Source organism: Porphyromonas loveana (genome assembly GCF_003096695.1).
Lineage (GTDB): Bacteria > Bacteroidota > Bacteroidia > Bacteroidales > Porphyromonadaceae > Porphyromonas > Porphyromonas loveana.
On record NZ_QEKY01000011.1, the window covers coordinates 1 to 25,892 of the forward strand.

At 52.2% G+C, this 25,892-nt stretch carries 18 protein-coding genes; 6 read left to right on the forward strand and 12 right to left on the reverse strand.

Translation table 11 applies throughout. From position 1 onward, the window contains the following. The 3 genes from C7382_RS07010 to C7382_RS07020 all read right to left on the reverse strand — a co-directional run. A partial coding sequence (locus tag C7382_RS07010) for a C25 family cysteine peptidase (RefSeq protein ID WP_243405675.1) occupies nucleotides 1-2,495 on the reverse strand: 2,495 nt, incomplete at its 3' end. Nucleotides 2,496-2,743: 248 nt separating this feature from the next. Beyond that, nucleotides 2,744-4,003, reverse strand: a complete 1,260-nt coding sequence (locus tag C7382_RS07015; protein WP_116679585.1) for a type IX secretion system plug protein — start codon at nucleotides 4,001-4,003, stop codon at nucleotides 2,744-2,746. Between the two features lie 90 nt (nucleotides 4,004-4,093). Beyond that, nucleotides 4,094-8,596, reverse strand: coding sequence for a translocation/assembly module TamB domain-containing protein (locus C7382_RS07020; RefSeq protein ID WP_116679586.1), 4,503 nt, complete (start codon nucleotides 8,594-8,596; stop codon nucleotides 4,094-4,096). Between the two features lie 530 nt (nucleotides 8,597-9,126). Between C7382_RS07020 and C7382_RS07025 the strand changes: the two genes are divergently transcribed. Genes C7382_RS07025 through priA form a run of 3 tightly spaced genes read left to right on the forward strand, consistent with a single transcriptional unit; the run spans nucleotide 9,127 to nucleotide 13,964 of the window. Further along, nucleotides 9,127-9,918 (forward strand): sulfide/dihydroorotate dehydrogenase-like FAD/NAD-binding protein, encoded by a 792-nt coding sequence (locus C7382_RS07025; RefSeq protein WP_116679587.1) that lies wholly within the window; start codon nucleotides 9,127-9,129, stop codon nucleotides 9,916-9,918. Between the two features lie 25 nt (nucleotides 9,919-9,943). Beyond that, nucleotides 9,944-11,416: an NADPH-dependent glutamate synthase gene (gene gltA / locus C7382_RS07030; protein WP_116679588.1), complete on the forward strand. Its 1,473-nt coding sequence runs from the start codon at nucleotides 9,944-9,946 to the stop codon at nucleotides 11,414-11,416. 28 nt (nucleotides 11,417-11,444) lie between these two features. Then, on the forward strand, nucleotides 11,445-13,964 hold the full coding sequence (priA, locus tag C7382_RS07035) for a replication restart helicase PriA (RefSeq protein WP_116679589.1): 2,520 nt from the start codon (nucleotides 11,445-11,447) through the stop codon (nucleotides 13,962-13,964). 25 nt (nucleotides 13,965-13,989) lie between these two features. On the opposite strand, the gene C7382_RS07040 is transcribed toward priA, so the two are convergent. The 8 genes from C7382_RS07040 to C7382_RS07075 form a co-directional block, all read right to left on the reverse strand. Then, nucleotides 13,990-14,385, reverse strand: coding sequence for an START-like domain-containing protein (locus C7382_RS07040; protein WP_116679590.1), 396 nt, complete (start codon nucleotides 14,383-14,385; stop codon nucleotides 13,990-13,992). A 67-nt stretch (nucleotides 14,386-14,452) separates the two neighbouring features. Next, nucleotides 14,453-15,085 (reverse strand): DUF4294 domain-containing protein, encoded by a 633-nt coding sequence (locus C7382_RS07045; protein ID WP_116679591.1) that lies wholly within the window; start codon nucleotides 15,083-15,085, stop codon nucleotides 14,453-14,455. Nucleotides 15,086-15,230: 145 nt separating this feature from the next. Next, nucleotides 15,231-16,532 carry an acetyl-CoA hydrolase/transferase family protein gene (locus C7382_RS07050; RefSeq protein ID WP_116679592.1) on the reverse strand — a complete coding sequence of 434 codons (1,302 nt, stop codon included), beginning with the start codon at nucleotides 16,530-16,532 and terminating at the stop codon, nucleotides 15,231-15,233. 247 nt (nucleotides 16,533-16,779) lie between these two features. Further along, complete coding sequence (locus C7382_RS07055; RefSeq protein ID WP_116679593.1) at nucleotides 16,780-16,929, reverse strand: DUF4295 domain-containing protein; 150 nt, start codon at nucleotides 16,927-16,929, stop codon at nucleotides 16,780-16,782. Nucleotides 16,930-16,946: 17 nt separating this feature from the next. Further along, nucleotides 16,947-17,135 (reverse strand): 50S ribosomal protein L33, encoded by a 189-nt coding sequence (gene rpmG / locus C7382_RS07060; protein WP_116679594.1) that lies wholly within the window; start codon nucleotides 17,133-17,135, stop codon nucleotides 16,947-16,949. 19 nt (nucleotides 17,136-17,154) lie between these two features. Continuing rightward, a complete protein-coding gene (gene rpmB / locus C7382_RS07065) occupies nucleotides 17,155-17,394 on the reverse strand; it encodes a 50S ribosomal protein L28 (RefSeq protein WP_116679595.1) in 240 nt (79 codons plus the stop codon). A 222-nt stretch (nucleotides 17,395-17,616) separates the two neighbouring features. Beyond that, nucleotides 17,617-19,884: an inorganic phosphate transporter gene (locus C7382_RS07070; RefSeq protein ID WP_116679596.1), complete on the reverse strand. Its 2,268-nt coding sequence runs from the start codon at nucleotides 19,882-19,884 to the stop codon at nucleotides 17,617-17,619. Nucleotides 19,885-20,087: 203 nt separating this feature from the next. Beyond that, on the reverse strand, nucleotides 20,088-20,711 hold the full coding sequence (locus C7382_RS07075) for an HU family DNA-binding protein (protein ID WP_116679597.1): 624 nt from the start codon (nucleotides 20,709-20,711) through the stop codon (nucleotides 20,088-20,090). A gap of 442 nt (nucleotides 20,712-21,153) precedes the next feature. Here C7382_RS07075 and C7382_RS07085 point away from each other — a divergent pair, with 442 nt between their 5' ends. The 3 genes from C7382_RS07085 to C7382_RS07095 are packed head-to-tail and all read left to right on the forward strand — an operon-like array spanning nucleotide 21,154 to nucleotide 24,934. Beyond that, nucleotides 21,154-21,735: an L-threonylcarbamoyladenylate synthase gene (locus tag C7382_RS07085; protein ID WP_116679599.1), complete on the forward strand. Its 582-nt coding sequence runs from the start codon at nucleotides 21,154-21,156 to the stop codon at nucleotides 21,733-21,735. Beyond that, nucleotides 21,732-23,138, forward strand: coding sequence for a sugar transferase (locus tag C7382_RS07090; protein ID WP_116679600.1), 1,407 nt, complete (start codon nucleotides 21,732-21,734; stop codon nucleotides 23,136-23,138). Before C7382_RS07085 ends, C7382_RS07090 begins: the two co-directional genes overlap by 4 nt. Beyond that, nucleotides 23,135-24,934 carry a chloride channel protein gene (locus C7382_RS07095; protein ID WP_116679601.1) on the forward strand — a complete coding sequence of 600 codons (1,800 nt, stop codon included), beginning with the start codon at nucleotides 23,135-23,137 and terminating at the stop codon, nucleotides 24,932-24,934. Before C7382_RS07090 ends, C7382_RS07095 begins: the two co-directional genes overlap by 4 nt. Here C7382_RS07095 and C7382_RS07100 read toward each other — a convergent pair. Next, the gene (locus tag C7382_RS07100) at nucleotides 24,895-25,887 is read right to left on the reverse strand and encodes a mechanosensitive ion channel family protein (protein WP_116679602.1); all 993 of its coding nucleotides are present in this window, start codon (nucleotides 25,885-25,887) and stop codon (nucleotides 24,895-24,897) included. The two genes, C7382_RS07095 and C7382_RS07100, sit on opposite strands and share 40 nt — an antisense overlap. Between the last annotated feature and the right edge of the window lie 5 nt (nucleotides 25,888-25,892).

Sequence of the window (25,892 nt, forward strand, 5' to 3'; positions counted from 1 at the left end):
CCGGTGGGAAGTTCCAGCGTATAGTTCGCTCCGCCCATGTCTACATTATTGAATGTCTCAGCGAAGGCAGTCGTCGGATCAGGATCAGGATCAGGATCAGGGCCCGGACCTGAACCGTTGGGGGCGGTCCATTTCAGAACTACGTCGTCGCCGTTCTTTTCTGCTTTCAGATTCGTTACAGGGGCGAATTCGCCTCCGTTAGGAATGGTAGCATTTACGCAAACCTTATCGGAAACTGCTGAAGCTGAGTAAACAACTTCGGCACAGTACTCATAGCTGCCGGCTGCTACATTGGAATCTGTATAGGTACTACCGGTCACTCCCGTTGCGATAGAGGCTCCGTTACGATAAATCGTTACTGTTGCCTTCGTGGGATTGGTCCAGCTCAGCTTTACGTTGTTGCCTTCTACTGTCGCGTTCAGGTTAGAAACCGGTTGGTTAGGATTCGGCTCGCCTGCAGGAACTTGTTTGATGATGGGGAAGTAGTTAGAACGAGTGATTACTACGTCATAGTTGCCGTCAGTAGTAATCTGTTTAGTCATCTTTACATTGGCAACGCCATTGGCACCAGCTAATCCTACTCCATAAAGAACTCCATCCTTAGAGATAGCTACATAAGAACCGGCTGTCGTAGTTATATTATACGATGCTTGGCTCATTGCCAAAGAGGCGGGAAGAGTAGCCGTGTTGTCCTTGGGCATAGCGCGATTAGGCATAACAGAGCCGTCACCAAATACGTGGTAAGCCTCCCAATAGTATTGGGATCCTATAGCCGTTTGATTATTGTTCACTACGGCTTGTGAAACTGCAAGGTTACCTGCCCACAAGATGGAGTTGACAGTATTATAAGAATCTTCCAAGAAAGTAGCATCATAAGCTCCCATTGTGGTGCTTTCGAAAGTTGGTTGAACACCTACTTTCGCTCCGGCTCCGACTCCCCAGTAGTAGTCTTCATACCAATAAGTAACAGGAGAAGATCCTATATAAGCATAAGCGCCTTTCTCCTTTACGCGTGTGATCACTTCTCCAAAACAAGGTTGTCCATAATTAAATTTTCCGGTAAGACAGCAGTTACCGATCGCCAGGAAGTACTTGTCCTTATTGGTCAAGTTCTTTAATTGGGTAGTTGTTAATAAAGGATCTACCCATGAAGTTTCAGAACCATGAGCAGTATAGTTGACAAAACTTACACCGGTATTCAGGTGAGAATAGCAGTTGGTGTAAGGGGCCTTCAGGTAGTTGTGTACATTTTTATAGCCGTGAGCTTCGTTGAAGTAATACTGCATAGCATACTTAATGGTTGGCTGCCCAACTTTAGGATTCCAATTATAGTCAGCTCCGGCGATCAAGAGTACGTTTTCGAGATAGCTCTTGTCAGTCATCGAATACTTCTCTACCATGATTGCCTTATCGATGATGGCTGTCAGCTCATCGGCCGTAGAGGCAGACATGCGGAAAGAGAACATTTCGGGGTAGTAGTCGTTAGTGAATTCGCAATAATACAAGTCTGTCACCGCTTTTGTCTTCTTGCCTGTCTCACCACTGATTACGTCAGTATCACCGACCAACGCCAAGAAAACAGGAGCAGCATTGGCAGCAACACCTTCATCGTATTTCTGTTTGATGAAAGCCTTGATAGAATTGTTGGTCGTACCTACAGCTGGATCATCTGTGTAGAATACATCTACATAGAAACCTTTCTGAGCTTTCCATGTGAGCCAGGGCTTCAGAGCCTCTTTGAACTTAGCACCGGCAACAACGAGCATTCTTACAGGAGTGTTGTACAACTCTGGGTGATCTGCGTAAACATCTCTATTCATCAGCTGTGAATAGACAGATTGGAAGTAAGGGCTATAAGTAGCATCATACAGACGCTGAGTAGCTACCTCATCACCATCTTGGAAAGAGACTTCAATTTCGATATTGTTCTTTACTTTCAATACGTTGGCAGCAGCATCGTATTCTACCGGATTGATGTTGAGAGCAGCAACGCGAACACCACGCATCGTTCCCAGCACTTCTACCTGTGCGAGTTCTCTCTGCTCGAAGCCTTTGCGAGCATATGCTGCAGCATCATAAACGAAGGGAACCTTTTCAGGGTCTTCGCTCTTGCTCATTGAAGGCTGATTCGGAACTAACTTCTCAGAACCATATTGATCCAGAGAATAAATTTGTTCTGTGAAGCTTTTCACACGAACAATAGGAGTTGCACCGACTGGTACGGCAATCAGTCTTCTCACTGCAGGTACAGCGGGAGTACCGTAGCGTCCCGAGGGATAGCCTCCGGGGATTGATACAGAGGTGAAGGTTCCACCTTTGGTCTCCACCTTCGTGAGCTCGACCTCATCGAACGAAAAACTTGCATCGAACTGCTTAAAGCTGCTGTTCGTGCATGTTGTTCTAGTAGTCGGAGCATCAAGCGTAATCTTGGCACTTTGGGCAAAAAGACCAAATCCACTGAAGGATGCCGCGATCAACAATAATAATTTCTTCATACTAAGAAAACATTTATGGATGGGCTTAAAAAGCCACATCCGGGTTAAAAACAAAAAAAATTGCACTTTCTGTCAGGCCAAAAAGGAGAAGCATTAGCCCATAATATACGAAGAACCTACATCTACTACATTCACCTCACGCCTTGCATTACTACAGCTTTCCTTTTTTCTGGGGGCGCAATTTATACAAATTATTTTGATCCAAGCAATTTTTTCGGCCTATTCATCTCCAAAAGTTGGCTAACTTATCATTTTAACTCCAAAACACCGATTAAACGCTCATAGATGTCGGCAGGAGCATAGGTATATAAAAAGACGGTATAGAGATTGGGTGTTTCATAGTGATTGCCCTCTGTCCATGCGGTATAGGAGAGCATATCCCCATCTCCAGAACAGAGAAAATACAAATAATTGATGTAACCTTGTTTGAGCATAAGGCTGCGTGTGTAGATTTGCTCTGCTCTATCATAATGCAATTCGCGCTCGCTCATAGGCATGAAATCAAACGCTTGTCCCGCAAGATAGACTCTCCCAGGCAATTCTTCACTCTCGAGAGAGAAAATAACTTCGTAGTATTCGCCTTCGGTCGCACTCTCTGATGTGTCTGTGGAGCGAATGATACGTCGACCGAAGTTGTTCTGTTCATACTGATACGGGAGCTGCGCCCGATTCTTGTCTGCGTACAATTCCATCACATACCGCCCTCCGCGTGTATAAGAGCGGTACACCCCCATACCATTATAGCTATCGCTCAACATCTCCGCCTTGCGATATATGTTGGTCGCCGGAAAGAGTACTCCGGAATGTTGGTCGTAAGTAATAACACTTCCGGCTATGCCGGACGGCTTCGACAGCGACTGCATACAGGCCTCTCGTCCGTTTTGTCCGATGACCACCGTCAGCTCTTCCGACGGATAGAGGACACGAAGACCTTTCAAATCCACCGCCACATTGACCTGTTGGTAGCGTCCATGCACATCCGCATAGGTAACGGATGTAGATTCACCCGTGATCGACACCAATGGTTCGACCACTCGGAAAGCAACTGTCAGCAGCGTCTTCTCCGGCTCATATACATTATATATATGGAGCAGGTAGTTGCCCGAAATTTTGGGCGTGCAATCTGCATTGGGGAGAGAGAGCTCGTAGTGTACATAATTGACCAGAGTTGCACGACTCACTCTCGGCAGATCCATCTCATTTTCGAGGAATCCCGACACCGCCTCGGCCGGAGAAATTGGACTAAGCTGCCAGTTATGATCACAGTGACGCACCTTATATCCTAAAGTCATGCTCTCATCACCCATCATATCGAAACTGACTTGTACCCCTTCCCCACTATTGAGATAATAATATGGATACAATCTCAATTCGTTCGTACCCGTAGGAGTGACCATGAGCGACTGCACCCGCGAGTCATGAGCCTGCGTCTGCGCTACAGATTGCGTCGTGCTCATCAGAGAAAAGAGCACGCACAAGAAAGAGAATAGAGAGAATAGCTGTTTCATAATCTGTACAGTGTGAAGCCAACGGCTGTCACAAAGGTATTACTTTCTCAATTGGGTTTTCAACACGGTGCCTATGCTCTTTCTACACTACTATCGTTCCGCCGGAATCGGTCGAGGCTCTTTGAACAGCAATGGGGAAGATAGCGTATCAATAGGCACTCGCTTGTCTTCACGCTCCTTACGCTTTGGCAGGAGCCTATCGAAGTCATGCTTGAAGATAACTCCCAAGCCCTGCGTCGTAAGCGACTGACGCAAATATTGGTATAGGTTGTTGTAGTGATTATAGGCTTTGAGACGTATCGACCCCGACGAGTTGATTTTGTATTCTGCATCGAACTCTCCCACGTAAGTATTCTGCAGATTAGGATTGTCCCGATAACCCACATTGCCGTTGATGAGGAGTCGGTTGTTCAGCAAGCGGCTACTCAGGAGAAGCTCGATGTCTGTGTCTTGGAACGAGGTGTTAGTCGTCTTGATGCTCGTCCCTATCTGCACCTTGTCGCTCAGTGTGCCGAGGATATTGCTCAACTGTTGCGAAAGTGTCGTGGCAGCTACCGCCGTCCAGTTGTCCGTACCGCTACCTGTATTATATATGTGTTCGGGAGTATAGAACTTGCCCAGCACGAGCAGATACACCATTTGCTTCGTCATGGAATCATCACTGTGGATGAGGCTTTGCACCCTGCGCTCAAGTTCGCTATCGGAATTAGGTAGTTTGATGTCGAAACCGATAGTCGGGTGCAGCATTGCACCGTTGATCTGCAACTGACAATTCACCGGAATCGTTGTCCGTCGGATGTCGCTCACCAAAGACTCGTCCAAATCGTTGAGATTGGCCGTAAGGTTATACTCTGCCGTTATGTTGAGCATGGCATTCATCGGGTCTCCTGCAAAGTCCACCCTGCTGCCTTCTTTCAGATTGAATCGTTTCTGTACGATCTGGCGGAGGTTAAAGTCATAGGTACCGGACAGCAGTTCCAGCCCTCCATATACGTTAATCACATCCCCGAGCGTATGATAGTCCAGACGCAAATCACCCTGCGCATTGCCACGCAAGCCGTCCCCCGTCTGGCTATCGAGAATCAATCCCACAGCCGCATCGGGCGTCACATTCATATTCATGACGAGGTGGAAATCCGTTTCGCGCTCATCATCGACGATCACCATCGGTCGCAGTGGCATTTCGCCGAGATGCTCCGTTGCATCCGCCTCTCGCTTATTTCCGTCCACAAAGTGCAGGAAGCGATACTCCTCGGCTGTTGTCGGCTGCGAGAAGTTGAGGACAATGGAGGTTTGCCGCTCCGAAGTCAGACTCACATCGCACCGCATACCTCCGGGCACGTCACGCAGATAGGCAGCACCTGAGACATAGGCACGGCCGTATATATTCGGATTGTCACGTTCTGTCAGGTTGTAAGCCAATATCTTCTTGGCATCGCTCACACGCATATCCACCTTCACTTCTTCGAAAGCACGGTGCGTCACGCGTGCATTGAGACGAGCTGTATTCCCTTCAGGGTCGCTCGCCAACATATTCTCGAAGCGCATTTCCGTAGGGGTGAACGTAGCTTTCTGCCCATCGAATATATATTCCGTATTGAGGGCGCTCACTCCGAAGGTCACCTGCTCGGTTACCGCCTCGCCCTCGATCGTCAAATCGCTGAAGTCTCCGAAGAGACGCATCTGCCCCGAGGCACGTCCTTCGAGTTTGTTACAGAACTCAGACAAGAACGGTCCTATGAAAGCCACATTGGCATGGTGGGCATCGAAACTTAGGTCCAGCCCCGCATGCGGATTGAAGGGGCGGATGTAGCCTTTCCCCGTCGTATAGGTGCCGTCCGGATTGTGCACACGCGCATCCAGCATGATCCGCAGATTATCCTTATCCCACGAGCCGAAAGCTGACACCGGCCCCACATTGACGCCATTGACAAGGAAACGTTCACCCGTGATCCGAGCCTGCATAAACTGCCGATTGCTGATATCGCTCAGCACAGCCTTGCCGGTCATTTCCACATCGATGAGGTCGAAGTCCACACCCGCCAAATTGAGGATGTAGCGCAGTCCGATGTGATCCACGTCCACGTGTAGCGAGTCCTGTGGCGAGGCACTGAGTACGCCCTCGGCCTCCACCCCTTTGCCCGGACTTTTGATCGAGAGGTTGTGTACCACCACCCGCTTGGGTGCCACCATAGCCTCGGCCGAAGCGATCTGCCACTCTACCCCACCGATGCGCGCCGTAGAACTGTCGAGACGAAAGATGGTACTGAGTTGCGCATCGGCATCCCGACTAAAGCCCGTAAGTAGCGAAACAAATCCATTGTGTTGCCCTTCCCTGTCCTGTCCCATGTCCAGACGTGTGCGAATGGTATCGCCGGCAGCCGTGGCGGAGAGGTTGAGACCGCTGATCATCGCCCCGTCGTCCTGATAGAGATCCGTCCTGCACGAGAGCACGGCCTCGCGTGCAGAGGTATTCAAGCGCAGCTCCACATCCCGCAATTCTTTGTTCAGAGCGATGAGCTTATCCGTAAGGAGCAGAAAATCCAGATGGTGACTCGATCCTGCATAGTCGGCTTCGATCCTGACAGCTTCGGCCTCAGCCAATGGCAATGCAAAGAAGGAACATATCTCTTGGGGGAGCGAAGCATTGAGGCGGAGCCTCAAGTTTGTATCCTCGTCCGCATGGAAGTCGGCATGGCGCCGTTGCAAGAGCGCAGGGAAGTAGTCCGAAGCGAAGCGCACAAACGTAGCAGGCAGAGCCGAAGGACGGAAGTCGCCCTGCAGCTCACCACGGAGGTAGGGAGATTGTATCCTGATGGTGCGGCCTTGCTCCTGCTGTGCAGCCTCTACAGTCAGGTCGTGCAGGAGCAACGCCTTGTCTGCGGTCTGCCAACGGAGGGAGTCCACGGATATCGTACCCGAGAGATTGTCGAGCCGGCTGCCCACCAACTGTCCCGAGGACACCAGCGAGGTCTCTGCCTCGGGCAGTCCATAGCCGGGCAAAAGACGATCGGGACGCACATCACGGGCTGTCAGTTGCCATCCAATGACGGAAGAGGCAGAGGCAAAGGGCAACCCCTCACCCTCGGAATGCAGGAGTATGGATCCGTTGGGGTCGTTCATCGTCACGTCGCCGAACCACCTGCCTCGGAGCGCTTCGCCTTGTATGGTCAGATCCTCGTATGTATAGCCGCGATAGGTCAGTTGGGACACTCGTCCGTCCACATTCCCCGAAAAGAGCGTGCCCCCCTCGCGTCTGGCGGAGAGGCGCAGGTCGAATGCTGCATGCTCCGGCCAATCCTTGCTGACGGCGATGGGCTTCAAGTCCAAGCCGTTCGTCGTGGCCTGCCCGTCCACGTGGGAGAAACGCCATGCCGAGTCGAGTCCCATCTCTCCTTGCACGGTGATGGCTCCGGCATCGGTCTCGATACGAGTCTTCACGTGTAGGTCGCTCAGTCGGCCGGTGACGGCAGCCATCACGTCCACGGCTCCCAGATAGCTCAACTCATCGGGGCGCTTCCCCGGAAAGAGATCCCCTGCCAAGGCATAGATACCCTCGCCAAGTTTGAGAGCGTCCAGACGGAAGCGCACCTGCATGTCCTCCCTCTGATCTATATCGGCCAAGCCCAAACCAAAATCCAATGAGAGTTCCTCACCGTATCGTATGCTCATCTCAGGCATGAAAGCCTCTCGCGCCGCGACTAAAACCTCCGGAGCAGAGAGTTCTAAGTCCTCTTCCAACGTGGCAAGTATGGGCAGCAAGCCGCTCAAATCGGAGGGACGCATCTTCCCTTCCAACGCAGTGAGTATGAGGGTAGGCAGCGATGTGCCTGCAGGCGAGAATACACAGCGAGCCGAAGTCAGGTCCAGACGACTATGAGGGAGCTGCAGGCGGAGCTGCTCCACGGAGAGTGTGTCGCCCTGCAAGCGGACATCACCCCGCAACTCTCGAACGACAAGCCCCGTATGCTTCTCCACAAACGCCATGTGACGCAGTTGTGCCTGCAAGCCGGTACTATCGACTTCAAAGAGGCGTACGGTCGTATTCAGGCCTTGCAACTCGATGGGCTGAGACTGTGCGGGAAGGAGTCCCACAGCCGACAGTCGGCAGTTGCGCAGCAGGATGGTATTGATATTCAATCGAAGGCTCTCGGATTTATCCTCGGGATCCTTCTTCTTGAGAGCATCCAGAGCAAACTGTATGTTCAGGGCCGTATCGGGACGGGAGCGATAGACATGGAGTTCGCCGCTGAAAAGGCGGGCAGAGGATATGCTCACGCAACCTTTGAAGAGGGGCATCAGTTCCACTCCGCCGGTCAGTCGCTTGGCTGCCACCATGCGCATGTCTGCTCGGTCGTATATGACTACGTCGTTCAGCTCGATCTGTTGCAGCCAATCTATGCCGATGCGGCCTATGCTCACACGCGTATCCAGCGCCTGCGACAGTTCGGTCTGGACACGACGGGCGACGGCACGCTCCACAGAGGGGATTTTCAGCAGCAGATTGGGGAGTACCACCAGCACGAAAGCGACAACAAGCAGAGCCACGACCACGCGCTTGGAGTGGCGCACGGCCTTCCGATACCGGCGCATAAACCGGATAAGCTCGGCGGATAGTCTTCTCTTTTGGCTCACGTGACAAGGGTGATGGCGAGCAAAGATACTTACATTCCTTCGCTTAACTGCTGATGATCAGCCTCATCAACCGACAAAAGCTGTCCGCAGCCTCTACTTTGTGGTACGGGAAAGACGGAGAGAAGCTCAATACTTATTGACATCGCAAGGGGCAAAAGCTGCTCTCGCGACGCTCTTCATCGGATCAGTTACGCGCGATAAACCGTCGGAAACACGCGCCAAAATTCGTGAAAATTGGCGCGAAAAAATTTTCGTTTTGGCGCATAATTCTTTTTGAAATGGCGCGTAAACCAAAAAATTTATGCGCCATGTTTTTCTGGCACGTAGGACAGCTTTTTTCTCACGCCAGACCTCTTCGGCGGGGAAATCTCGGCTTGTTGTCGCTTTTTAGGCATAGAAGCATCCCTTTTTTCCTACTGCCCCTCTACATTATTCTTACCTTTGCGACCGAACTCTTGATTTGCTGCGAGCAAATGTCACTATTACCTATGAATAAAATCATATCTAAAGAGTACTTTTCGGCCCATGTAATCAAGCTGGAAGTAGAGGCTCCACGTATCGCCCGATCACGAAGAGCCGGACATTTCGTCATTATCCGCGTAGGCGAGAAAGGCGAGCGCATCCCGCTCACCATTGCTCAGGCCGACTCAGAGCGCGGTACCATCACCTTAGTAGTGCAGACTGTGGGCAAATCGTCCAAGAAGCTGGCCGAGCTTGAAGAAGGCGACTACATCACCGACGTCGTGGGGCCATTGGGTCAGAGTACCCATATAGAACGCGTGGGCACAGTGGTCTGTGCCGGGGGCGGCGTAGGCGTGGCTCCTCTGTTACCGATCGTGGAGGCTTTTCACAAAGCCGGCAACAGGGTGATCGTGGTCTTGGCCGCACGCACCAAGGATCTGGTGATCCTGGAGGAGCAGATGCGCGCCCATAGCGATGAGGTCATCATCATGACGGACGACGGATCATACGGCACCAAGGGATTGGTAACGGACGGAGTGGAGAGCGTGATCAAACGCGAAGAGGTGAACCTATGCGTCACCATCGGCCCCGCCGTGATGATGAAGTTCGTATCCCTGCTGACCAAGCAATACAACGTCCCCACCATAGCCTCGCTCAACACCATCATGGTGGACGGCACGGGTATGTGTGGTGCCTGCCGCATCACGGTGGGAGGACAGACGAAGTTTGTCTGTGTGGATGGCCCCGAATTCGATGCCCATCAGGTGGACTTCGACGAGATGATCATGCGCCTCGGTGCCTACCGCGAAATGGAATAACCCCCTCTCGATACCATTACTCGACATGACTACAGAAGAACTGATCGGTCTGCGCCGCTCCCAACCGTGGAGAGAAGAGTTGCGCAGCACACTCAAGAATAAAGAGCGTATGATGCGCCCGCGGGCTGTCATGCCCGAACTCGATCCCGTGTACCGAAGCACGACGATCAACGAGGAAGTGAATCAGGGACTATCCCTCGAAGCGGCTCGTGCCGAAGCTACCCGATGCCTCGACTGCCCGCAGCCGACCTGCATGGGGGGCTGCCCCGTGGGCATCCACATCCCCACCTTCATTAAGCAGATCGAGGTGGGAGAGATCCTCGATGCTGCCACCACTCTGCGCGAGACCAGCTCGCTGCCTGCCGTATGCGGTCGCGTGTGTCCGCAGGAGAAGCAGTGCGAGAGTCGTTGTATCTATACGAAGATGAACAAGCCGGCTGTGGCCATCGGCTTCTTGGAACGCTTTGCCGCCGACTACGAGCGTGAGCAGGGTGCACTCAAGGTGCCCGAAATGCTGCCGCATAACGGTGTGAAGGTGGCTGTGATCGGTAGCGGACCTGCAGGACTTTCCTTCGCGGGCGACATGGCAAAGCTGGGCTACGACGTGACGGTCTTCGAGGCGCTGCACGAAATCGGCGGTGTGCTCAAGTACGGGATACCGGAGTTTCGTCTGCCGAATAGAATCGTGGACTCGGAGATCAACCTCCTCGAAGAGATGGGCGTGAAGTTCGAGACCAACACGATCGTTGGGCGCACGATCACCTATGACGACCTCCATGCCGCAGGATATCGCGGCCTTTTCGTGGGTAGCGGTGCGGGGTTGCCCAACTTTATGAACATACCGGGCGAAAACCTCGTGGGCATAATGTCCTCCAACGAGTATCTGACCCGCGTGAATCTGATGCATGCCAGCCAGAGCGACAGCGACACCCCCGTCTTCAAAGGCAAGCACGTGGCGGTCGTTGGCGGTGGCAATACGGCCATGGACTCGGTGCGCACGGCCAAGCGTCTCGGTGCCGAACGGGCGATGATCGTCTATCGCCGCAGCGAAGAAGAGATGCCCGCCCGACTCGAAGAGGTGAAGCATGCCAAGGAGGAAGGCGTGGAATTCCTGACACTACACAACCCCATCGAATACATGGGTAACGATCGTGGCAGGGTAACTGCCATGCGTCTGCAAAAAATGGAGCTGGGCGAACCGGATGCCGGCGGGCGTCGCCGACCGGTGGCTATCACAGGTGCCATAGAGGAGATACCGGTGGACGAGGTGATCGTGAGCATCGGCGTGTCGCCCAATCCACTCATCCCGCGCACCATTGCGGGGCTGGAAGTAACGAGCAAGGGCACCATCGTCGTGAACGAGGTGAACCAGACGGCTCTGCCCGATGTCTTTGCCGGTGGCGATATCGTCCGTGGCGGCGCCACGGTGATCCTGGCGATGGGCGACGGACGCAAGGCGGCAGCGGCCATGCACGAGTACTTGAGTCCTACCTCCTAAGGGAAGACTACTCGACGAAAAGGAGACTATGCGCTATGCCGAGGTCCTCATACCATTAGCCCTCGAAGGCAGCTTCCACTATCGACTGCCCGAGGAGATGGCCGACAAGGCCGTCGTGGGGATGCGCTGTGTGGTGCCATTCGGAGCCAAGCGATACTATACGGGGATCATCATCGGTCTGACGGACACTCGGCCTCATCTACAAGTTTCTTTCAAGGAGGTCATGCTCCTACCTGACGATAAGCCGTCAGTCACTGCATCACAACTGAGTCTGTGGCAGTGGCTGTCGGCTTATTATATATGTATGCCGGGAGAAGTGCTGCGAACCGCCGTTCCTTCGGCCTTGCTTCCGGAGAGCCGGACAGTCATTCACTACGATACGGATTTCGTAGCCGACAGCAAACTCAGCACAGAGGAGCAGGAACTGTTAGACATCTTAGAAGCAGGGAAAGGGAAGACCTATACGCTGGATGCCCTCCAGCGGGCTATTGGCAAACGAGCCATCAAGGCTTTTACCTCGCTGGTAGAGCGCGGAGCCATACGATTGGAGGAGGAGGTGAAGAGCCGATACAAGCCGAAGACGGAAGTATTCGTCCGCTTGGATGCCACTTATCAGTCAGAAGAAACCTTCGGGACGCTCCTCGACAGCCTCCGTCGAGCACCGAAACAATCGGCTCTGCTACTACATTGGGCAGAACTTGTATCCGAACGGGATCTGCCCTACTCCTCACCCATGCCACTGCGACTGCTCATAAATGCAGACGATCATGACCGAACAACGTTCGCTGCCCTCCGAAAAAAGGAGATCTTCCGGACGGAAGCGATCTCCCTTTCGGAGCTGCACGCCGGCACAATCGGGCAAGAATTTCGACTGTGGGGTGCGGAAGAGAACGAAGAGAGCGACCGAAGGGAAGAAGATGAGGGACAAGCGACCGAAAAAGTCTCCTCACCATTGCCCGAAGCGCCAATCTCACTCTTATACACGCACGACTTCCGTCGCAAGGAGGAACAGCTCTTGGCATGGACGGAAGAGGTTATACGCGAGGGTGGAGAAGTCCTATTCCTTTCTCCGGAAGCCAACAAGCGCGGAGGCTGTAACAGCCTGACTTCGCGCATGGCAGCACGGCTGGGCAGTCGTCTACTCACCTACCATGCCTTCGAGACTGATGCCAAACGGGTCGAGGTATGGAACCGACTGGCGCTATCGGATGAACCATGTGCAGTGCTGGGTATGCGATCGGCTCTCTTCCTACCGTTCCATAATCTGCACCTCATCATTGTGGACGAAGAGCAAGAATACCTCTACAAACAGCAAGATCCCGCACCACGTTTTCACGCTCGACAAGTGGCCGTCCGTATGGGGAAGCTTCACAACTGTCCTGTAGTATTGGCATCGGTCACGCCTTCCGGCGAGATACTCCAACAGGTGCGAGACGGCAACTGCCAATTAATCACTTGGCCGGATGATGAGGTGCGCCCTGTGTTCGATTTGGAAATAATCGACATGGGGAAGATGCGCAAGCAAAGACAAGTGGGATTCGACGAACTGCTCACTTTTCCACTGACGGCTGCCATCGAAGATACTATCCGCAGAAAGAAAATGGCGGTGGTACTCCAAAACAGAAGAGGCTTTGCCCCCTATATCATTTGCAACGCTTGTGGCGAAAAGTTGCGCTGCATCCACTGCGACGTGAGCCTCACCTACCACAAGCGAACGGGGATGCTCGTCTGTCATTATTGCGGCTACAGCCGTCCCTATCCGAGCATATGCCCGTCCTGCAAACAGCAGTCGCAAGCAGGAGCACGAAGCACATTGCAGCCGAATGGGTTCGGAGCGGAACGAATGGAAGAGGAGCTGAAAGCACACTTCCCACACGCTTCTATTCTCCGGATGGACAGTGATATGGCGATGAGCCGAACGAAGATGGAAGAGGCTTTGGGTAGATTGGGAAATAACGAGGTGGATATTCTCGTGGGCACGCAGCTCATCAAAGGTCAACCCTACAACGACAACGTGGGCATGGTGGCAGTAACGCAATTGGATAGTATCCTGGGATTTCCCGATTTCAGGGCATACGAACGTGCTTTCCAGCTGCTATATCAGCTCATGCTCAGGAGTAGAGCGCCCAAACTCTACGTACAAACCAACAATCCGGACAACCCCTTCTTGGAGATCTTACGGCGAGGAGACTATCGGGCTTTCGTCAGAAAACAATTGGAGGAGCGACAAATGTTTTTCTTCCCGCCGTACTGTCGCATGATAAGGATTGAGTTTCGCGCATCAGAAGAGCAGCTCGCTGAGCGCATAGCACACGACTTCGCGTCGTCTCTCAAGCCCCACCTGCCGCAAGAAAGTCTGTCACAAGTTTTGATTCCGGCCGTAAGCCGCATTCGCAATGCGTTCATTCGCGCACTTTTGCTTCGCCTGCCGCTTTCATTTTCAGTGTCGGCTATCAGAAATCTTCTCAGCTCTGTACGCACAGCACTACCCGCCCGCACACCAGAGTACAAACGTGTGCGCGTCGTCTTCGACGTAGATCCGCTTTAACGATCAGACGTTACCAAAGAGGTCTTCACTCAGGCACCCCCAACGAAAGGCGCAGCCGACCGATCAGATTGTTCCAGAAATGCTCTGTGTCCTCCGCCTCATCCGGCGTAATGTAGTCGATGATTTCCAAGGATTTCCCACCGGTCAGCTCCGAATGATGAATGACAAATTCGAAACAAGCGTGCTGATCGCGATCACGGTGCCACTGAAAACGAATCAATTCACCCTCTCGTTGTTCAAGAATTGAGGCCTTTTCACCATTATGCTTGTCCCACTGAAAATAAAAATCACCGTTGTCGTCCAATTTTACGTCGTGGGCAAACCATTCTGACAAGCCATCGGGTGTGCTCAAATGGCGCCACAAGCTACGCGTCGATACCCGATCGAAGACATACTCCAGTTGTAACTTATTCTTTTCCATAAACGAGCTGTTTCTAATAAACACAGGCCAATATAGTATTTTTCACCGAAACAACAAGGGGGTTCTGTTAAATTCTTTTCTCCTCGACAAGCAAAACTATACGTTCTGTCAGGGCATCTTCGGCGTTTTTCTCAGGATTGTATCGCGTCCTGAGGCTTGCCCCATAAAGATTCGCGAAGAGATTCCACCATCCGGCTTTCCATCTGCCAAAAAAAGCTTTGAGCAGTTGGTAACTGCTCTGGGCACATTGTCGATCGATTAGTTTGATGACTAATTTTCCCTGGCGGAGTGTCAGTTTTTTCATTTCCGGCATATACTGCCCTTTAAGCTCCTTCTCCATTCGTTTCAAGTGGAGCTGTCGGCTCTTATCATCGGGGAGCGTCTCCATATATTCATAGGTCTCGATGAGCGTGGCAGCAATCATCTTGGCATAAGGCAAGGCGCGCTTTACATCACGAATCAGTCGCCACAGCTCCTGACGCTCCGCCGGAGTCAATTGCCGCGACTTGTATTTTTTCTTGCTCACCCACACCTGCGGCAGATCAATGTCGTAGAGCGTATCTCCCTTCTCGACCGTAACGACAGAATAACGCATCATCGAGTCCGGCAAAGCCAAACGAGGCTCCTGCGCATACAGTCCTCCAAAGAGCGAAAGATGTGCCACGAACAGAAAAAGCAAGACTAATATTCTCCTAAACATATTCCAAACATATAAAAAACATTCAGAGCCCTAATGTGTTCAGTCACACCGATTAAACGTTGCAGTGACACAAAGACTGATAAAAAGCATCGGAGCTACACGCAAAAAGCGTACAGCTCCGATAAAGATTTCTGACCGAAAAGTCTTATTGTTTGTCGAATCGGCGACGAACTTCCGCTTCCAAAGCCGGACGGAAATCGGGATGCGCGATGGCAGTTAGGGCCTCAGCACGCTTACGAAGCGTCGCACCACGGAGACGAGCCACTCCGTACTCTGTCACCACATAGTCTACCTCGTTTCGCCCCGTGGTCACACAAGTACCTTCTTTCAAGAGAGGAACGATACGGCTTTCGGTCCCTTTCTTGGCCGTACTGGGGATAGCCATGATGGAAATACCACCCTTGGAACGTTTGGCACCACGGAAGAAATCCACTTGACCGCCACTACCGCTGAACTGTTCGTAGCCGATGGACTCGGAAGCGGCCTGCCCCATGAGATCCATCTCCAGACAAGAATTGATGGAAACCATATTATCATTCTTACCGATTATGTCTGCACTATTGGTATAGTCCACGGGATAACATTCGATCATCGGATTGTTATTGACGAAGTCGTATAGTTCCTTGGATCCAAAGATAAGCGATGTAACAACCTTACCCGGGTGAAGCGTCTTTTTAGACCCGTTAATAACGCCCTTGCGGATCATACGCATCACACCATCTGTGAACATCTCCGTATGAATACCCAAGTCCTTATGACCTTCCAAGGCTCGCAATACAGCATCGGGGATACCGCCGATACCAAGCTGCAAGGTGTCACCGTCTTTGATAAGAGAGGCACAGTTCTGTCCGATCTTGAGCTCAACATCACTGATCGCAGGAGGGAGAACCTCAGCGATAGGCTCATCCACTTCTATAATATGGTGCAGTTTGGATACGTGAATCAAGTTCTCACCTCCGATAAAAGGCATCTGCTTGTTTACTTCAGCAACTACCACCGGAGCACATTCGGCTGCAGCCTTCGTATAGTCACAGGCCACACCGAAAGAGCAATAGCCCTCTGCGTTGGGAGCAGACACCTGTACTACGGCAACATCCAGCGGGAAAAATCCTTGACGGAAGAGTTCGGGCACTTCATGGAAGTGACAGGGGATGAAATCGACACGGCGGTCACAATACGCGGGACGGGAGTTCCCTTCAAGAAAGTTGAGCGTAGGATGTACATGCGGTCTCATTTCGGGGAGGAGATGCGGCGCATCGCCGAAATAAAGCATGTGAAAAACTGTGATATCCTCCAGTTTCTCGCGCTGACGATGCATCGCTTGAGAAAAACGGGCAGGAGCTCCGGCAGCATGTCCGAATACTACTTTAGTTCCGAGCTTCAGAGTCTTCAAGACAGCCTCGTCTGCCGAGCAAACACGCTGTTGGTAAAGTTCTTGCCATTCCATAATGATCTGAGAAATATGATTTGAGAGTTAGATGAAAGATGCGTGCGGCCATACGCACAGCGGGGACAAAAATAACATTTTTCGGCAGTTACCGTGCAGAAAACAATCTTGATTACCCCTTAAATTGCAAAGCAGCACGAGGTCGCAACAGAAAGGGTAAGAAAAAATGACAAAGCCCCATCATCTAAACTGAAGGGGCTTTGTCAGAATGCCTATGCACTCTCCGTTATGTCGAAGAGAGGAGATCTTACTTGAAGAAATCTTGTACAGCTTCGTTAGGTACCATTTCTTCTTGAAAAACGTAGGCACCTGTCTTAGGAGACTTGACCATCTTAATTACCTTAGAATAGGTACGGCCATCACCTTTTTTAAATGTTGCAACCGATTTTTTTGCCATTGTCTATATCTCCTATATTACTTGATTTCCTTATGAACGGTCATACGTCTCAAGATCGGATTGTACTTCTTCAGCTCCATACGTTGAGTCGTATTCTTTCTGTTCTTCGTAGTGATGTAGCGAGAAATACCCGGCATACCACTTTCTTTGTGCTCAGTGCACTCAAGGATGACCTGCACCCTGTTACCTTTTGCTTTCTTTGCCATGACAGAATATCTCCCTTAATTATGCGTTTAAGAAACCCTTTTCAGCCGCACGCTTGATGGCAGCATCAAGGCCGATCTTGTTGATGAGGCGCAGCCCGGCAGCCGAAATCCTCAAGACAACCCAGCAGTCCTGCTCTACCCAATAGAACTTCTTTCTGAAAAGATTGACATCAAACGTACGCTTCGTTCTTCTCTTGGAGTGAGAAACGTTGTTGCCAACCATTGCCTTTTTGCCGGTAATCTGACAAATCTTTGACATTGCTATTTCGTTATTTAGTTATTATCTTTCTTGTTTCTTAGGGCAGCCTGTAGCATCATTAAGCGCCATAATTGGGTTGCAAAGTAAGGCATATTTTTTCTCACACACAAGCTTTTACCCATTTTTTCGCGCCGATCTCCTTTTTTGCCTATTGATTAATCGTTTTTTCGCCTCCTGTTTGAGGCGTCAGTTTTTGCTCAGAAGCATTAGTCCGAGTAACTATTAGCCGTAGATTTCTTCGTCCGGACCGATCTGCACGGCAGGGTCGAACAGTTTTTCTGTGGCGTGAATGAGGTCATCCAGTATGTTCACCAATTGTTGCGACTCTTGGAGAAGATTGAGATACACGAGCGAAATCTTCAGACTGCTCGTGCCGGCTTGAATGCGAGCCAACTGTGTCTTGCGGAGCTGCTTGAGTTCTTTCTTAATATCCTTGCCACGATAAGTCATCGGCTCCGGTGCTTTTTCCGATTCATTTGCAACGATCAGCTTGGCCTCGTTGATGTACAGAATCAATTTCTCACGGGCAGCGAGGAATTCGGCCACACACTCTTTGGGTAGCGGATTGAAGTTGTTATCCACATGCTCCTTGCAAGGTTCGGCGATTCGCTTGAGACAGAATACGATCTGCTCGCAGCTATTGCTGCCGAGGTGGAACCATGTATTTTTCACGGCCGACCGCGCTTCGTCCACACGACGGATGCCGAGTGTTTCCTTACGGCGGTTCACCTTGAGCATCTGTCGGGCTGCATTCTGGTCAATGATTGAGCGACGGAGTTTTTTGATATCCTCGTTGATGAATCCCTCCGTCATCTGCATATAATTCTCTTCTGCGAAGTCAAGCAGATCCAATTCTTTTGTACGGATGTGTCTCGTGAGCAGATGCCACACTTCTTCCTTATCGTGCGACGACATCATCTCGATGAAGATGGCATCCTTCTTCTCGCTCTTTTTCTTTTTATTATAATGGATATTACTACGGATCAGCAGGAATACAGCCAGAGCCACCATACCGGCCATGGCAACAATCCCGCCGAAGTAATTTACCATCGCTACCACGAATCCGAGGATGAAGGCTGCTCCGGCGGTGATAAACCACCCACCGATAACGCTGAAGACCCCAGTAATTCTGAAAACGGCACTCTCGCGGCTCCATGCCCTGTCGGCCAACGAGCTACCCATAGCTACCATGAAAGCCACATATGTGGTAGAGAGGGGCAACTTCAGAGAGGTGCCGAGCGCAATAAGCAATCCGGCCAATACCACGTTGACGGAAGCCCGTACGAGGTCGAAGGCTGCTCCATTTGCCAAGATGAGTTCGTCCTTATTGAAACGGCTGTCCACCCAGCGGCTCACCGACCGAGGCACTACACCTGAAATGACATTGGCCGTAGTCGTACTGAAGCGCACGATGCTGCGGGCAATAGCAGACGATCCAAATAGCTCCTCACCCTCTTCCTGACGAGAAAGGTCCACAGAGGTTTTGATCACATTGTGCGCCTTCTTGGAGGTGACAAGTGCATAGACCATGACAGCACCGGCGGCCACGAGGAAGATGGTCGGGGTCGTTGCAGGCTCATTGAGCGCTCCCATCAGATATGTGTCGTAGGCCCCGTTGCCGTTCGCCATATAGTCTTGATAAGAGGCCAGGCCGGCCAGCGGCACGCCGATAAAGTTCACCAAGTCATTGCCGGCGAATGCCAGTGCCAAGGCAAAAGTGCCGAGCAGAATCACAACTTTGAAGACATTGACCCGCATCCAGTGCAACAACTGCATGAGCACAGTGAAACCCGCCAAACAGCAGAGCACGATCTTAGAGGCATTGGCATGCACCCAGTCCTTGGTCTCTCCTGTCATGAAAGCTGCGTCCTTTACTCCCTTGATGAGCATGAAATAGATAATAGAGGTCACGGCCAGGCCTCCGAAGATGCCGGCAAACCACTTGAGATTCTTCTTATAGTTAAAGGTGAAAAGCAGACGACTCAGATACTGCACCAAAGAGCCAAAGAAGAAAGCAATGGCCACTGACAGGAAGATAGCGAGTATTACCTGCAGCGCTTTTTCCGTATTAAGAAGGTCCTGGAACCCCAGCGTGCTGCTGACCTTGGACATAGCCATAAAAAAGGAGGCTCCCAGCAGCTCAAAGACGAGCGATACTGTGGTAGAGGTGGGCATTCCGAGGGAGTTGAACATATCCAAAAGGACGACGTCCGTGATCATCACCGAGAAGAAAATGATCATCAACTCATTGAAGGAATAGTATTCGGGCCGGAAAATGCCATGACGGGCAATCTCCATCATCCCGTTACTCATGGCCGCTCCACAGAACACGCCCAATGCCGCCACAGCGATGATCACTTTGAAAGGAGCCGACTTGGCTCCGATGGCAGAGTTAAGGAAATTCACTGCATCATTGCTTACACCTACAATGAGATCGAAAATAGCAAGGAGAAAAAGGAATACGATAATAACGGTAAAGATGATCGTCATAAACTTCGCTTATTAGTTGTTCTTTTACGAGGAAAGCACAAGCCATCACATGCTCTCGATGCGGCAGATCTGCCTATCAGACCCATCAGAAGCCGAGAGATCGGGACACATCTGCCTTTCGATGGCAAAAATAAAAGAATTTCAGAACATACAGCCGCACGCCAAAGCGTACGCACAGCATCTTCGGGGGCAACTCCGCCGCACTACTCGGCAGACCTCTTCTTCACATATACCTTATGTGATCCGCTGCCCGATGAAGCGATGCACCCTTCGTTACAGAACTCGCGCAATTCGGCTGCTGCCGCCGTGTGTCCGAGTCCCGTCAGGTGCTGATAGTCCGGTACCCTGAGCACTCCGTTCTTTTCCAGATGTGCAAGAGCCAACTCCAGCCTGTCGCTGCGCAGGGCTACCCGCAATCGAACGCGACGCACATGGGTACGCTCCAGAATGGCACGGTTATTGGTTGTCTCCACGAGCGTACGATCCGCACGGAAGTTTACGCCCCCGACTTTTACGCTGGCCGCATTGCGTCGTGAGGCACCATCCACTTCCTCCGGCTCCACTCCTTTGCGAAGGGCGAGTGCCGGGCTGAAGGTGCCTATTTCCTCGATTTTGACGTTGCAGCCGGACGCCATACCATGAGCGAGGGCACCCGCCAGAGCGCACACCACGCCCTTGACATCGCCGACCGAAAAGGTCGATTGGGCAGAAATTAATTCGGCTATGTCGTCCAACGTCATCGTTCTCCGGACGACCATCTTGGGATAAGTCTTTCGTTTGCCCGTCCCCTGTAGGTCAGGCATTTCTTGCATTGTGTATTGAATCATAATGTATGAATAAATGAAGGGTTACACCGAAATAATATCCGATGTGCCCGACAAAAGTACAAAATCCCCACAGGAAAAATCCGTACACAAGCATCGCCTCTTCATACGAAGCCTTTGTACGGAGAAACACAAGCCTTGTACGGTCAGACAGAGCTTGCGGACAAAGAATTTATGCACAGGATAGAAACTATTCCTGCCTTGCTGAAAGAGAATTTTCGGGCCGATTGTAAGTTTGTTTTACGGATTCTGTTCTCCTCTTTTCTGCCGTTATTGACAAGTTATGCAGCGGATAAAGCGTTAGTAAGGCAGTTATTCATATTTTTGCCTCAAGTAAATAGATGAAAAGACCAGTCCAAAAGCCCGTCAACATGGTAATCACCCATACACTTATCCACTCCGAAAGGGTTTCGTCTTCATCCCTCTCATCAAAAGGAGGTCTCCGATGAAGAATCTTGACGACACGTTCAGAAGCGAAGCCAAGAAGGCAGCAGAGATCATGCGCAAGGGAGGCATCATCCTCTACCCCACCGATACGATCTGGGGCATCGGGTGCGATGCCACCAACGAGGAAGCCGTGCAGCGCATCTTCCGGCTCAAAGAAAGAGCCGACAGCAAGAGCATGCTCGTGCTCACCGACTCGGAAGCCAAGCTGCAAGGGCTCATGGACGAAGTGCCGGAGATGGCGTGGGATCTCATCGAACTGACCAATAAGCCTCTCACCATCATCTACCCTGCAGCTAAAGGAGTGGCGCCCTCGCTCATCGCTGAGGACGGGACGCTCGGCATACGGGTGACGCGAGAGCCATTCTCCACCGAACTCTGCAGACTGATGCGTGTGCCGGTGGTCTCCACCTCAGCCAACAAAAGCGGTCAGCCGGCCGCACAAACCTATGCCCAGATAGCCCCCGAGATCATCGAGGGAGTGGACTACGTAGTAGAATGTCGTCGCCAAGAAAAGGGGGGACAGCCTTCGGCCATCATTCGTCTCGGCACCAAAGGAGAAGTGGAGGTGCTCCGACAATGACAAGAGAACAGCTGCACCGTCTGCGCTATCTGGCGGTAGATGTCTGTAGCATCACGGCCTCGTACTTCAGCTACAACACGCTGCGCTTCCTCACCGAGAAGCAGGGGCGACTGTACTCTACCCTGTCGGGTTATCTCTTCGACACGAAGAGCTTGTGGGTGGGGCTCCTCTATCTACTGTTTTGGCTGTCGCTCTTCGCGCTTTCGGGTTACTACAACAAACCCGTTTCTAAGAGTCGCATATCCGAACTCATCACCACGACGACCTCCGTTCTCGTCGGGGTGGTCATCGTCTTCCTGCTGCTCGTGGTGGACGACATCGTGCACGACACCGCACTCTACCTTCGCCTCTTCATGCTGATGGTGGCAGTGGTGTGGCCACTGACCTATCTGCCGCGCCTATGGGTGACTAACTACGGCATCCGCGAGAGACAAAAAACCAAAAACTACCACAGTGTCTTGCTGATCGGCAGCGGGACCGTCGCTGAGGAAACAGCCACATGGCTGCACTCGATAAGCAGCACGACGACCAACCGAATTGACTTCGTGCCTCCGATGGATAAGAACGAGACCGAGAGTTCGCTCGTCCGATTCAGCGCACTGATCGACCGAGCCGTCCGCGAGCATACGCCCCACCAGATTATCCTGGCCGTGGACAGTCCCGATGCAAGCTTCATCAGTCTGCTCTTGTACAAGCTCTACCCCTACCACCTCCCTGTAAGTGTGCCGATGCGCAGCATGCTCTTCGCAGGAGCCAAGGTAAACGTGAGGGGGATGAGTGGAGAGCCTATGGTGGATATGACTGCCACGCACATGAGCGAATCGGGCAAGAGTATCAAGTGGTTTTGCGACCGCTTGTTCGCACTCATCCTGCTCATCCTCTTCATGCCGGTCTATGCCGTCCTCGCCATTCTGGTCAAGCGTTCGTCGAAAGGTCCCATCTTCTTCGGGCAAGAACGCATCGGGCTACACGGCCGTCCGTTCACGATCTATAAGTTCCGCACCATGCATCTCGATGCAGAGAAGGACGGTCCCAGTCTCAGCTTCGATGGGGATGCGCGCGTCACCTCTGTAGGACATTTCCTGCGCAAGTACCGTCTCGACGAGCTGCCACAGTTCTGGAATGTACTGCGTGGCGACATGAGCTTCGTGGGCCCGCGCCCCGAGCGTGCGTACTACATCCGCCAGCTCGTAGAGAAGGCGCCTTACTACTATCTCTTGCACAACGTGCGCCCGGGCATCACGTCCTGGGGCATGGTGCGTTATGGCTACGCTTCCAATCTCGATGAGATGCTGGAGCGACTCCAATACGACTTCCTATACTACGAGAACATGAGTCTGCGACTCGATCTCGAAGTACTTCTCTATACATGCCGTACCATCGTAAAAGGATTGGGTAAATGAAAAAGAACGAGACAGCGAACCACTACGGCTGGTTCATGCAGTTCCTGCTCTGGCGGGAGCGACACATAAGCGAAAGGCTCTTCCTCATCATCCTGAGTCTTTTCATCGGTATTACGGCAGCTCTTGCGGCAGTAATACTCAAGAATACGATCCATACGATCCAGCACTTCGCCTTTGAGCGAATCCGCGAAACGAGCTACCTCTATCTGATTTTCCCCGTCGTGGGCATTTTCTCCACATGGCTTTTCGTGCGCTATGTCGTACGCGACGACATCAGTCACGGGGTAACGAAGATCCTACACGCCATCTCCCAACGCAAAAGCCGCATCAAGCCACACAATACGTGGAGCTCTCTTGCGGCCAGTTCCATTACGATCGGTTTCGGGGGGTCGGTCGGGGCCGAATCGCCCATCGTGCTCACGGGCGCTGCCATTGGCTCAAATCTCGGCCGACTCTTCCGCGTGGAGCAGAAAACACTGATGCTACTCATCGGTTGTGGTGCGGCAGGAGCCGTCTCGGGCATCTTCAAAGCGCCCATCACGGGGCTTGTATTCGTCATCGAAGTGCTCCTGCTGGACTTGACCATGTCGTCCGTGCTGCCGCTGCTCATCAGCTCGGTGAGTGCAGCAGCCGTGTCCTACATCATCACGGGGCAGGGAGCCATGTTCAGCTTTACGCTCACCGATCCGTTCTCGATGGATCGTATTCCTTTCGTGGTCTTGTTGGGAATATTCTGCGGGCTGGTCTCTTTCTACTTCTCGAAAGTCATGTTCGTATTCGAAAGCCGGCTCAAAGGCTTCTCCCGCTATCGCCAACGTTTCCTCATCTCGGCCTTCATCCTCTGCGGACTCATCTTCCTTTTTCCGCCTTTGTACGGGGAGGGATACGACACCATCAACGCTTTGCTCAGCGGCCAGTACGGAGCGCTGATGGAAGGCAGCCTGTTCGAACCGTATGCCGACTCCTATTGGGTACTGTTTGTCTTCCTCGGCCTGATCATCGTGACCAAGGTATTCGCTTCCGTTGCCACCAATTCGGGCGGAGGATGCGGCGGTCTCTTTGCGCCCAGTCTCTTTATGGGCGCACTCAGCGGCTTCGTCTTTGCCTATGCGCTGAACTTCTTCCCTTTCATCGACGTCTATCTGCCACAGAAGAACTTCGCCCTCATGGGCATGGCGGGGGTCATGGCGGCTGTCATGCATGCTCCGCTGACGGGGATTTTTCTCATAGCCGAGCTGACGGGCGGGTACAATCTCTTCCTGCCGCTCATGCTCGTGAGCACCACGTCCTACGCCACCATCCGCATCTTCATGCCTCACAGCATCTACTCGCTGCGCTTGGCACAGAAAGGAGAGCTGCTGACGCACCAGAAAGACAAGGCCGTCCTCACGCTGATGACGCTCGAGTCCGTGATCGAAAAGGACTTCGAACCGGTTACGCCTAATATGTCTTTGGGAGATGTCGTGCGCGTATTTGGGATAAGCCATCGCAATGTTTTCCCCGTGCTCGACGAGAAGAATGTACTGATGGGACTGGTCATGCTCGACAACATACGCAACATCATGTTCCGTCCCGAACTATACGAACGATTCCGCGTGAGCAGATTCATGATATCTGCACCCGCCAAGATCGTGAATACGATGTCGATGGAGATGATCATGCGGGTGTTCGACGACACCAAAGCATGGAACCTGCCCGTCGTGGACGAGCAGGGATGTTATCTCGGATTCGTATCCAAATCCAAGATTTTCAACGCCTATCGGGAAGTATTGGTCGATACGCTCTCGAGCGATTGACCTGCGGCTTTTGACGCTCTGTCCACAGACGCGATGGAGCCATGCAGCGTGAGCTGTGGGAAGGGGAACGAGATACCCGCTTGGTTGAAGCCTTGGAGAATCCGTTCGTTCAAGTCCCAATAGACATTCCACATCACATCCGTATTGCTCCACGCCCGCACCATCACTTTTACGGAGCTATCCGCAAGTTCTTTGAGGACTACGATGGGAGCGGGCTCCTTGTGGATACGCGGCTCTTCTTCAATCAGACGCATCACCAATTCTCGCACTCGATCAAAGTCCTCAGAGTATTCTATCCCGATTATCCACTCGTTGCGGCGCATGGACTGACGGCTGTAGTTGGTAATCAGATTGCTGCTGAGGAGTCCATTGGGGATGAATACATATTTATTATCTATCGTCACCACCGTTGTGTGGAACATCATCACGGCATCCACCGTCCCTTCGGCTCCGTTGCCCGCGGCGATGTAGTCGCCCACTTTGAACGGACGCGTGAGCAAAATGATCAGTCCGCCGGCCAGATTCTGGAGCTGTCCGCTCAAGCCCATGCCGACAGCCAAGCCCACCGAGGCCAACAGTGCTGCCAACGACACCGGTTGGAAGCCCAAAGTCGTGACAATGGTCAAGAGCAATAGGACCAAACCCGCGATATGTGCCAGCGAACGCAGGAAAGTTCGTGCCGCCGGTTCCACAGAGCGACGCTCCATCAGCCTGTCCATCCACTTGATCAGCAGATTGAGCAAGAGCTTGCCGAGATAGAAGACCACGATGGCCAAGACCACCTTGATCCCGAAGCTCAGAGCCTTGCCGCCCCACTCCGTGAGCAGCGTGCTCCATTGCGAGGGCTTGATGTCCTTGAGTTGCTGCAATGTCTCGGGCGAAACAACCTCGACTATCTTGTTCACTTTATTCGTGTCGGCAGGGAGAACCTGCAAAAAGAAATCCCATTTCATATCCT

What these genes read in the sequence shown, in the direction of transcription:
- priA (WP_116679589.1), top strand. Translation starts at nt 11,445, where the DNA reads ATGCGCTATGCCGAGGTCCTCATACCATTAGCCCTCGAAGGCAGCTTC.
- C7382_RS07070 (WP_116679596.1), bottom strand. Translation starts at nt 19,884, where the DNA reads ATGACGATCATCTTTACCGTTATTATCGTATTCCTTTTTCTCCTTGCT.
- C7382_RS07085 (WP_116679599.1), top strand. Translation starts at nt 21,154, where the DNA reads ATGAAGAATCTTGACGACACGTTCAGAAGCGAAGCCAAGAAGGCAGCA.
- C7382_RS07100 (WP_116679602.1), bottom strand. Translation starts at nt 25,887, where the DNA reads ATGAAATGGGATTTCTTTTTGCAGGTTCTCCCTGCCGACACGAATAAA.
- C7382_RS07045 (WP_116679591.1), bottom strand. Translation starts at nt 15,085, where the DNA reads ATGTTTAGGAGAATATTAGTCTTGCTTTTTCTGTTCGTGGCACATCTT.
- gltA (WP_116679588.1), top strand. Translation starts at nt 9,944, where the DNA reads ATGACTACAGAAGAACTGATCGGTCTGCGCCGCTCCCAACCGTGGAGA.
- C7382_RS07090 (WP_116679600.1), top strand. Translation starts at nt 21,732, where the DNA reads ATGACAAGAGAACAGCTGCACCGTCTGCGCTATCTGGCGGTAGATGTC.
- C7382_RS07075 (WP_116679597.1), bottom strand. Translation starts at nt 20,711, where the DNA reads ATGATTCAATACACAATGCAAGAAATGCCTGACCTACAGGGGACGGGC.
- C7382_RS07055 (WP_116679593.1), bottom strand. Translation starts at nt 16,929, where the DNA reads ATGGCAAAAAAATCGGTTGCAACATTTAAAAAAGGTGATGGCCGTACC.
- rpmB (WP_116679595.1), bottom strand. Translation starts at nt 17,394, where the DNA reads ATGTCAAAGATTTGTCAGATTACCGGCAAAAAGGCAATGGTTGGCAAC.
- C7382_RS07015 (WP_116679585.1), bottom strand. Translation starts at nt 4,003, where the DNA reads ATGAAACAGCTATTCTCTCTATTCTCTTTCTTGTGCGTGCTCTTTTCT.
- C7382_RS07050 (WP_116679592.1), bottom strand. Translation starts at nt 16,532, where the DNA reads ATGGAATGGCAAGAACTTTACCAACAGCGTGTTTGCTCGGCAGACGAG.
- C7382_RS07025 (WP_116679587.1), top strand. Translation starts at nt 9,127, where the DNA reads ATGAATAAAATCATATCTAAAGAGTACTTTTCGGCCCATGTAATCAAG.
- rpmG (WP_116679594.1), bottom strand. Translation starts at nt 17,135, where the DNA reads ATGGCAAAGAAAGCAAAAGGTAACAGGGTGCAGGTCATCCTTGAGTGC.
- C7382_RS07020 (WP_116679586.1), bottom strand. Translation starts at nt 8,596, where the DNA reads ATGCGCCGGTATCGGAAGGCCGTGCGCCACTCCAAGCGCGTGGTCGTG.
- C7382_RS07040 (WP_116679590.1), bottom strand. Translation starts at nt 14,385, where the DNA reads ATGGAAAAGAATAAGTTACAACTGGAGTATGTCTTCGATCGGGTATCG.
- C7382_RS07095 (WP_116679601.1), top strand. Translation starts at nt 23,135, where the DNA reads ATGAAAAAGAACGAGACAGCGAACCACTACGGCTGGTTCATGCAGTTC.